The organism is Novosphingobium sp. TCA1 (genome assembly GCF_009811895.1).
Lineage (GTDB): Bacteria > Pseudomonadota > Alphaproteobacteria > Sphingomonadales > Sphingomonadaceae > Novosphingobium > Novosphingobium panipatense_A.
The window spans coordinates 1-2,251 of the sequence record NZ_BLJH01000101.1 but is presented as its reverse complement, the minus strand read 5'-3'; the positions used below and the strand labels follow the sequence as shown (position 1 = coordinate 2,251).

Annotated in this window: 4 protein-coding genes; all 4 read left to right on the top strand. The window is 58.2% G+C overall.

Going from position 1 to position 2,251, the window contains the following annotated elements:
• A partial coding sequence (locus NTCA1_RS28160; protein WP_236549630.1) for a transposase domain-containing protein occupies nt 1-295 on the top strand: 295 nt, incomplete at its 5' end.
• Nucleotides 296-412: 117 nt separating this feature from the next.
• Nucleotides 413-823, top strand: coding sequence for a GNAT family N-acetyltransferase (locus tag NTCA1_RS28155; RefSeq protein WP_158011136.1), 411 nt, complete (start codon nt 413-415; stop codon nt 821-823).
• A 172-nt stretch (nt 824-995) separates the two neighbouring features.
• Complete coding sequence (locus NTCA1_RS28150; protein ID WP_226998743.1) at nt 996-1,214, top strand: hypothetical protein; 219 nt, start codon at nt 996-998, stop codon at nt 1,212-1,214.
• 297 nt (nt 1,215-1,511) lie between these two features.
• The gene (locus tag NTCA1_RS28145; RefSeq protein WP_236549629.1) at nt 1,512-2,204 is read left to right on the top strand and encodes a replication initiation protein; all 693 of its coding nucleotides are present in this window, start codon (nt 1,512-1,514) and stop codon (nt 2,202-2,204) included.
• The last annotated feature ends 47 nt before the right edge of the window (nt 2,205-2,251 follow it).

The following is a 2,251-nucleotide window of genomic DNA, read 5'->3' as shown; positions in this document are numbered from 1 at the left end:
CGCTCCATCCGTTCAATCTCCGCCAAGCATGCTCAAGCTTCACGATTTTTGCAACAGAGCCGCGGAGAATGCCCTCAGGGGTATATGCCTTGGCAGGAAAAATTGGCTTTTTGCAGGCGCCGACTGCGGCGGGGAGCGCGCCGCTGCCATGTATTCACTGCTTGAAACGGCCAAACTCAATGGCGTCAATCCGCAGGAGTGGCTTGCCGATGTGCTTGATCGCATTGGCAAGGGGCATCCGATCAACCGGATCGATGAACTTCTGCCGTGGAGATGGCAGGCATCGCAGGTCTAAATCTGCTTGGAAGTGGTGTCGCTCCCAGCTTAATGTCATCTGCACCCGCCATTCCTATGAATACCAAGGCGTTATGATCGAGTTCTACACGTGATGATCGTTTTGAGATTGCGGAAAGTGACCGAAGCAGACCCGACGCGAGATTGGGTTCCGGCCGAACACTACGATATTGTCTTTGAAGGTGAGGTCGTCGGATCCATTCAACTTCGCCTTGGAAATACCGAATATATGCGGCTGTACGGTGGTCACGTTGGTTACGGCATCGAACCTCAGCATCGCGGTCATGGATATGCCGCCGCAGCACTCAAGGAACTGTCTTCAATCGCACAGCGCCATGGTTTTCAGGAAATCTGGATTACCTGTCGGCCTGATAATATTGCTTCGTGGCGTACTCTTGAAAAGGCCGGTGCGACCTATGAAGGAACGGTCGACGTTCCATTGGACAGCGATCTTTATGTGCGTGGAGATCTGCAAATGCGTCGGTATCGACTCGTGATTGGTGCGAAGGAAACGCTGCCTGCCGGGTAGATCGTTCGTGTCGGCCAAGGCCCCAAAAGGGGCGGTTACCAAGCGTGCGTGCGCCGCAAAGACGACCTACAGCGGACGCTTACCTTTCCACGCTATGCCCTCTATAAGCGCGACAGAACGCCCCCTTATTCAATGCGATGTTATGGCACGACCTAAACGACAGGAAGATCCATTGCTGCCGGTCCCGCTGCCAAAGCGGCGTCCGAGCCGCGCGAACACGCGCAACCTTGCTGCTTGGGTGAAACCTGAGCTTGCAGCTGAGATCAAGGGATTGGCTGAACGCGAGCAAACGTCTGTCGCGGCCCTGGTCGAAGAGGCGACGATCAATCTCTTGAAGACGCGCGGGATCGATTATCCTGACTATCTGCGCCATTACCGCAAAGCGGGATAAGTCCGCATCATAAGCGTGTGCACACGCTTATTCTTGCCAACTCCTGAAACTTGAGCCAGTTATGACCCGCTGATTCCGTCTTGGAGTCGGTGATTCATCTGTTGTGCGCGGGGTGGCTCCCCGTCTGCAACGGGCAACAAAAAACCCTCGCTTGGCTGAGCGAGGGCTGTTTGTGCCACCGAAGTGGGCGATTGCTTAACCCCTTTATCGGTGGCGCTGCGGCGAAAGTCAATCCTGAAAGCGTGCTTTCGGGAGCGATGGCGCTTGGCCTCGCGGGACCGACGAAGGGAGGTCCGCATGACCACTTCCATAGGCGCCGTGCTGCGTAGCACCGGCCTCGCCACGATCGACCGCGCCTTGCTTGCGCGTGCCGAAAAACCGCGCGTCAAAGTCTGGGCCGGCAGCATCGCCGTAGGCCACGAGAAGCGGGCCAAGGCTTACACGCCGATCCGCAATGCGCGCCAGATGCGCGAGATGATCGAAGCTGCAAAGCTCTACGAGCGGCAAACGCTTGCGCAGCGGCGAACGACCACACCGCGCGTTCGCAACGGCGCGATCGGACAGGCCGGCATCCAGATCATCGAGTTCCTGGCCCGCGTCATCGACTATAGCACCGGCGCGTTGTTCCCCAGCCTTCACACCATCATGGATGGAACCGGCCTGAGCAAGAATTGCGTCGTTCAGGCGCTTTCGCGCCTCAAAGACGCGCGCATTATCGACTGGTTCAGGCGCTACGAGCCGGTTCCCGACAACGAATCGCAAGGCGCTGGCCCGCGCATCAAGCAGGCCACAAACGCCTATCGCTTCCTCTTCCCCGCCTTTCTCTCGAAAATCTTCGCCGCTCGCCGGCGTCGCGGCGTCGCGGCCGATCCAGCGCCCGCTTGCGAACAGTATCGCCAGATCGAGGCGGCGCGCGACATGGAGCGCATGAGGGATCAGCTGCCCCTATGGGAGCTAACCCGCGAAGAGCGGGACAAGGGGTTTGAGTAGCAACGGAACAGAAAACCTACATAAGCCAAGCAGCCGCTTATCTCCGG

What these genes read in the sequence shown, in the direction of transcription:
- NTCA1_RS28145 (WP_236549629.1), top strand. Translation starts at nt 1,512, where the DNA reads ATGACCACTTCCATAGGCGCCGTGCTGCGTAGCACCGGCCTCGCCACG.